We start from the raw sequence: 7,161 nt of genomic DNA, 5'->3' as shown, positions 1-7,161 counted from the left end.
GGACCGGCTCGCCGCCGGCCTGACCGGCGCCGAAGCCAGGCTCTACGAGCTGATCGGTGCCGTGCCGCTCGCCGTCGACAGGCTTTTGAGTTCCAACGCGCAGAACGCGACGCTGAACCGGCTGGTGTCGCGCGGGCTGGTGCATGTCGCCGGCTTCACCCCGTCGGACGCCGCCCATGTGCTGGGCAAGCAGGCGAACTGGGATCCCATCGCCGCGCGCCTCGGCGCCGAACTGTTCGCCCGCAAGCGTGACGGCCGTGGCCAGAACATCGCCGCTTCGCCGGAAGCGATTTCGGAACGGGTGCTGGTGACGCTGACGCGCTGGTCGGCCGAATATATCCTCGAGACCGCCTTTGCCGAGGATGGGCTCGATGGCGCGTCGACGGTGGCGCACGCCCTGGTGCAGCGCGCGGTCGACGCGCATCCCGGCATCGCCCGCCTGAGCGTTGCGCTCGACCGCCCGGTCATCGGCCTCGGCGCCTCGGCGCCGCTGCACTATGCCGGGCTGCCGCCGCTGATCGGCAATGACTGCGTGGTGCCCAGGGATACCGATGTCGCCAACGCGCTCGGCGCCGTCGTCGGCCAGGTCAGGGTATCGGCCGAGGCGCGGGTCAGCCAGCCCATGGAAGGGCTGTTTCGTCTCGCCTCGGGCGAGACCGTGCGCGATTTCCTCGACGAGGCGACGGCGATCGCGGCGGCCGAGGCCGATGTCCGCGCCATCGTCGCGGAGCGCGCCAGGGATGCCGGCACCGACAGCGCCGAGATCGACGTCGCCACCGAATTCCGGGTCTCGACCGTCGAAGCCCAGCGCATGTTCATCGAGGCGCATGTCGTGGCCGTGGCCTCGGGAAGGCCGCGCATTGCGGTTTGAGCGGGGCGGCGAAATACGCCACCTTCACCCTAAGCTGAATTGACCCGGCAAACCTGACATGCCAAAGGCCCGCAAAGCCTTTCATCTGGAGTAGCCTGATGACCGACCGCATCGAGATCGCCGGATTGCGGATTGCCCGCGAGCTGCATGAGTTCGTGGCCAGGGAAGCGCTGCCGGGCACGGAGATCGAAGCGGACGCCTTCTGGAACGGTTTTTCGGCCATCATCCATGATTTGGCGCCGAAGAACCGGGCGCTGCTGGCAGCGCGTAACGCCATCCAGGAACAGGTAGATGGCTGGTATCGCGATCACGGCGCGCCGGTCGACATGGAGGCCTACAAGGGCTTCCTGAAAGAGATCGGCTATATCGTTCTGGAGGGCCCGCCCTTCAGCGTGTCGACCGACAATGTCGACCCCGAAATCGCTGATGTTGCCGGACCGCAGCTGGTCGTGCCGGTGATGAATGCGCGCTATGCGCTCAACGCCGCCAATGCGCGCTGGGGTTCGCTCTACGATGCGCTCTACGGCACCGATGCCATCCCCGAAACGGATGGCGCCGAAAAGGGCAAAGCCTTCAATCCGGCGCGCGGCGCCAAGGTCGTTGCCTGGACGAAGACCTTCCTCGACGAGGCTGCCCCGCTCACCTCGGGCAAATGGGCCGGGGTCAACGGTCTGTCATTGGCGCAAGGCGCCCTGCGGCTAAGCGCCGGCGCCGGCTCGACGACACTGGCCGACCCCAGGCAATTCGTCGGCTATCGTGGCGATGCCGCCAATCCCGATACCGTGCTGCTTGTGCGCAACGGCCTGCACATCGAGATCGTGATCGACCGCAACAACCAGATCGGCCGCACCGATCCGGCTGGCATCGCCGATGTCATCCTGGAATCGGCGCTGACCACCATCCAGGACTGCGAGGATTCGGTCGCGGCGGTGGATGCGCCAGACAAGGTCGTCGTCTACCGCAACTGGCTCGGCCTGATGAAGGGCGATCTGACGGAAGAGATCACCAAGGGCGGCAAGAGTTTTGTCCGCAAGCTCAACCCTGACCGCTCCTACACCGCGCCCGCCGGCGGCACGCTGACCGTGCCCGGCCGCTCGCTGATGCTGGTCAGGAATGTCGGCCACCTCATGACCAATCCGGCGATACTGGATCGCGACGGCAACGAGGTTCCGGAAGGCATCATGGATGCGGCGATGACGGCGCTGATCGCGCTGCACGATGTAGGGCCGAACGGCCGCCGCGCCAATTCCCGCGCCGGCTCGATGTATGTCGTGAAACCCAAGATGCATGGGCCGGAGGAGGTCGCTTTCGCCGTCGAGATATTCGACCGCGTCGAGGCCCTGCTCGGCATGACTGAGAATACCATCAAGATGGGCATCATGGACGAGGAGCGGCGCACCACCGTCAACCTCAAGGAGGCGATCCGCGCCGCAAAAGAGCGTGTCGTGTTCATCAACACCGGCTTCCTCGACCGCACCGGCGACGAGATCCATACCTCGATGGAAGCCGGCCCGATGATCCGCAAGGGCGACATGAAGCAGGCCGCCTGGATTTCCGCCTACGAGGCGTGGAATGTCGACACCGGGCTGGAATGCGGCTTGGCCGGCCACGCCCAGATCGGCAAGGGCATGTGGGCGATGCCGGATTTGATGGCGGCAATGCTGGAACAGAAGATCGCCCACCCCAAGGCTGGCGCCAACACCGCCTGGGTGCCGTCGCCGACGGCGGCGACGCTGCATGCCACGCACTACCACAAGGTCGATGTCCATGCCGTGCAGGCCGCACTCAAGAACCGGCCCAAGGCAAAGCTCGACGACATCCTGTCGGTGCCGGTCGCGGTGCGGCCGAACTGGTCGCCTGAAGACATCCAGAAGGAACTCGACAACAACGCGCAGGGCATTCTTGGCTATGTCGTGCGCTGGATCGACCAAGGCGTCGGCTGCTCGAAAGTGCCTGACATCAACGATGTCGGCCTGATGGAAGACCGCGCCACGCTGCGTATTTCCTCACAGCATATCGCCAACTGGCTGCACCACGGCGTGTGCAGCGAGGACCAGGTGATGGCGACGATGAAGCGCATGGCTGACATCGTCGACCGCCAGAACGAGGGCGACCCGCTTTACCAGCCGATGGCGGCCGACTTTGACAAGTCGATAGCCTTCCTCGCCGCCTGCGACCTGGTCTTCAAGGGCCGCGTCCAGCCCAACGGCTACACCGAGCCGGTGCTGCACGCGCGGCGGCTGGAACTGAAGGCGCAGCAAGCCTGAGGCAACGGATCGGTTTTGTCGTATTTCGCTCGACGGTGGTGAAATCGCCAGCGGCGTTGAAGGCGCGTCCGCGACTGGTGCGGCGGATGCTATTTGCTTCCGGCCACAGACAAGGCGTCAGGAAGCCGTATGGTCCAGGAGCCGGATGGTGGGATCGCGACGGTGTTCGGAGTTGACCCGATCGACGCCTTCCACCGTAATCGCGATCGTCCCGTTTTCCACTCTTGCTATCCAGCCCTTCGCTTTCAAATACCAGAGATGAAATTCGAGATGCTCTCGCGGACAGCCTGACAAGCGTTCGAGCTCCACATCTCCGATCCCGGGATTGCTGACGTCGTGCCGGCGCTTCGCGTAAAGCAGCGACAGCAGCCTGGCCTGGATCACGACATCCCGCTCGATGCCTTTGGTGTTGCTGGCTTCCTCGGCCAGCTCGTGGCGAAGGCCGGCATGGTCTCTATACGCGATGTCGTATTGTGCGCGTTTGACCGGATCCTTGAGCGTATTGTGGGCTTCCACGATTTCACTGAAACGGGCTTCATCGCCGGTTTCGCGATTGTCTGGATGATAGCGCATCGCAAAATAGCGAAATATGCGCTCCAACGTTTCCGAATTGGCGTTCGGGCTAACTTCCAAAACTTCGTAGTAGTCAATGAACATAGCGGGCTCCCCGACCGCAACCATATTCGCATTGTCTAAATAAGGAATGTCCAATGCAGAGACCAAGACTTTGGTCCGGCGTCGATGACATCCACGCTTCTGGAAGAGGAAGAAAATGGCCGGCGCCCGCTCGGTGAGGCCGTTGGGTGGTGAGGACGCCGGCCAAGCGGACAATCAGGTCCGCCGCACCGTGGAGATGATCGATTCGCAGAGGCGGTGTTATGGCGTGATCGCGGAAGGCAATGTGGCGAGGTCGGCTTGTCGGGCGGCGAGTGACCTACGCCGCCTGCGCCATCCGCTCCGAGCTCATGCGGTAGGAGATCGCTTCGGCCAGATGGATTCGGCCGACGGTTTCGCTGGCGTCGAGATCGGCAAGCGTCCGTGCCACCTTCAGCACACGGTGATAGGCCCGCGCCGAAAAGGCGAGCTTTTCGCTGGCGTCCTTGAGCAGCGACAGGCCGGCGGCGTCAGGCATGGCGATTTCCTCGATGATCGACGGTGAGCAATGCGCGTTGGTGGTGGCGCGGGTGGCGCCGAGCCGCTCGAAGCGTTCGCGCTGGATGGTGCGGGCGCGTGCCACGCGCATCGCCACATCGGCGCTTTTCTCCGCCCGGTCGGGCCGGATCAAGTCGCTGGCCGAGACCGCCGGCACTTCGATCCTGAGATCGATGCGGTCGAGCAGCGGGCCCGAAATGCGCGCCTGATAGTCGGTGCGGCAACGCTCGCCGCGCAGGCAGCGATAGCCTGGCTCGCCGGCCATGCCGCAGCGGCATGGGTTCATCGCCGCCACCAATTGGATACGCGCCGGATAGGTGACGCGATGGTTGGCCCGCGCGATCATGCAGTCGCCGGTCTCCAGCGGCTGGCGCAGCGCATCGAGCGTCTGCGGCGTGAACTCGGGAAACTCGTCGAGGAACAGCACGCCGTGATGGGCCAGCGACACCTCGCCCGGCCGCGCGCGGATGCCGCCGCCGACCATCGCCGCCATCGAGGCCGAGTGGTGCGGCGCGCGGAACGGCCGCCGGTCGGTCAGCTTGCCTTCGCCGAGTTCCCCCGCCACCGAGGCGATCATCGAGACTTCGAGCAATTCCTTCGGCGCCAGCGGCGGCAGGATCGACGGCAGCCGCTGCGCCAGCATCGATTTGCCCGATCCAGGCGGTCCGATCATAAGGATATTGTGCCGTATTAAAGTATTTAATGACCCACATTCTCAAGATAGTGAGTTATATTAAATGTGCGGGCGGCGGTTGATGATAGACATCATTGTAGAGTATTAATCCTCCAATCTGGAGGTTTCCCCTGACAAAGCCGCTCGCTTATTCCTACGTCCGCATGTCGACCGATATCCAGCTGAAAGGCGACAGTTTGCGGAGGCAATCGGAGCGGTCGAAGAAATATGCCGAGGATCACAATCTCCAACTCGTCGAGGACTTCCGACTAGAGGACATTGGCGTCTCAGCTTTCAAGGGTGACAACGTCTCCTCAGGCGCGCTTGGTAAGTTTCTGGACGCCGTCAAAGCAGGCAGGATTCCGAAGGGGTCATACCTGCTTGTCGAGTCGTTTGACCGTCTGTCACGCCAAAAACTGAATGCCTCGGTGGCGCTGTTCTTCGATATCACATCGAACGGTATCAACCTCGTCACTTTATCGGACAACCAGCTCTACAAAGCCGGGGAAGCTGAGTTTGCACAGCTGATCATGTCGATCGTTGTGATGGCTCGTGCAAACGAGGAATCTGAAATCAAAAGCCAGCGTCTGTCGGCTGCGTGGGGCGCCAAACGAAGGGCAATCGGCGACAAGAAACTGACCGGACTGTGCCCGGCTTGGTTGGAATTATCGGACGACCGAAAGAGTTTTCGCGTGATCGACGATCGAGCACAGATCGTCAGGCGCATATTCGAAGATAGTGCAAGCGGCCAAGGGTCGTTTGTCATCACGCGACGGCTGAACGACGTGGGCATACCGGCCTTTGGTAGGTCGAATGGCTGGGTGCAGTCGTACGTCACCAAGATCCTTCAGACCCGCGCTGTCCTCGGTGAGTTTCAGCCTCACACCAAGCAGAATGGGAAACGGATACCGTTTGGCGACCCGATTCCTGGCTATTATCCGCAAATCGTCGATGAAGAACTGTTTCTCCGAGCGCAATTCGCCAGGGGTAAACGCCGGATAGAAGGCGGGGGGCGTAAGGGAGAAGCGCTGCGCAACCTGTTCACCCACTTGGCTAAGTGCGGGTACTGCGGCGCGCCTATGCATTTTCTCAACAAGGGATTTGGACCGGGAGGCGGAACATACCTGAAGTGCAGTCAGGCATTACGTGGACTGGATTGCGTTTCAACCCCATGGCGCTACCAAGATTTTGAGAGGTCGTTCTTTCTTTACGTCAAGGAGATCGATCTGGGTGAAATACTTGCTGCATCGGCCACTAAATCGGAAGCAATCGCCTTGGATGACCGACTGACTTCGCTGAAGGAGAAACGTCATCAGTTAGAGGTTCAACGGGAGCGAACCTACGCCCTTATAAATCAGGCGATTTCGATCGATTTCGTGTCGGCAAAACTGAGGGAATGCGAAAACGATCTAGCCGGAGTCGACGTGCAGATCACCGACGTCGAGCTGCAGCTGTCTGAATTCCGCGAACAGCAGTCGATTTCGCCTGATGAGCTGCACCGGCTGATTGACCAACTTCAAGAGACCGAAGGCCCCGACGCGTTCGCGCAGAGGACGATGCTTGCCGGCCGCTTGCGCGATATCGTCAGCGACCTGCGATTAGACATTGAAGGCACCAAACCCCGATTGAAGAAGGCGGAAGCGCTCTTCGATCAGGCAAGGACCGATCCGACGGAGCGTCAGCGCATTCTCGAAGTGATCCAACGAACCAACATTGAGGCAAACCGATATAATCGCAGCTTCACGGTTGTTCTAGCCGACGGCATTTCGCGCAAAATCGTGCTGAACAATGACGACCCAACGGACTTCATCGCTGAGGTCACTGTGGATGCCGTAGGAAATCCCGCCGGCACCGATCGCGGCAGCGACCTTCAAACGCTCTTTGGGTTGAATCCCGCACACTAGATGGCAGGAGCGCGACAGGTCCGATCAGCCGAAGTTCCGCAGGAGCGGCCTCCCGGCCTTCGCCATTCGCAGCCATGATGTGGAGGAATTCGTCGGAGTTGTAAGGCGGCATCGGGCCGACGCTTCCAGCGTCCGCGCAATCGTCAACGCGGTTAGCGGGCCGGAAATCACCGATGTCAGCATCTCACAGGCCTGCGGGACGCCGACTGAGAGAGCGGCCTAGAGCGTTTCATATTTTGACGGAAGCGTAGCCTGCGTTTTCGAAGTAGTTCTTGCATTCGGCTGCCTCGATGG

At 61.7% G+C, this 7,161-nt stretch carries 4 protein-coding genes and 2 pseudogenes; 4 read left to right on the top strand and 2 right to left on the bottom strand.

Annotated elements, in window-relative coordinates:
• Together X735_RS135915 and X735_RS135920 are read left to right on the top strand one after the other, a co-directional pair.
• Positions 1-871, top strand: a pseudogene (locus X735_RS135915) (hydantoinase/oxoprolinase family protein); the annotation flags it as partial.
• A gap of 98 nt (positions 872-969) precedes the next feature.
• Positions 970-3,138, top strand: coding sequence for a malate synthase G (locus tag X735_RS135920; RefSeq protein ID WP_023814450.1), 2,169 nt, complete (start codon positions 970-972; stop codon positions 3,136-3,138).
• Positions 3,139-3,255: 117 nt separating this feature from the next.
• Here X735_RS135920 and X735_RS135925 read toward each other — a convergent pair whose 3' ends face one another.
• The gene (locus X735_RS135925; protein ID WP_023814449.1) at positions 3,256-3,795 is read right to left on the bottom strand and encodes a J domain-containing protein; all 540 of its coding nucleotides are present in this window, start codon (positions 3,793-3,795) and stop codon (positions 3,256-3,258) included.
• 277 nt (positions 3,796-4,072) lie between these two features.
• Positions 4,073-4,975 (bottom strand): annotated as a pseudogene (locus X735_RS135930) (ATP-binding protein); the annotation flags it as partial.
• 92 nt (positions 4,976-5,067) lie between these two features.
• On the opposite strand from X735_RS135930, the gene X735_RS1000000166990 reads away from it, so the two are divergent.
• Positions 5,068-6,867: a recombinase family protein gene (locus X735_RS1000000166990; protein WP_348625612.1), complete on the top strand. Its 1,800-nt coding sequence runs from the start codon at positions 5,068-5,070 to the stop codon at positions 6,865-6,867.
• Complete coding sequence (locus tag X735_RS1000000170175; protein WP_081735030.1) at positions 6,854-7,090, top strand: putative metallopeptidase; 237 nt, start codon at positions 6,854-6,856, stop codon at positions 7,088-7,090. The genes X735_RS1000000166990 and X735_RS1000000170175 overlap by 14 nt, the downstream gene beginning before the upstream one ends.
• Positions 7,091-7,161: the final 71 nt, after the last annotated feature.

Source organism: Mesorhizobium sp. L2C084A000, assembly GCF_000502875.1.
GTDB lineage: Bacteria > Pseudomonadota > Alphaproteobacteria > Rhizobiales > Rhizobiaceae > Mesorhizobium.
This window is presented reverse-complemented; position numbering and strand designations above follow the sequence as displayed.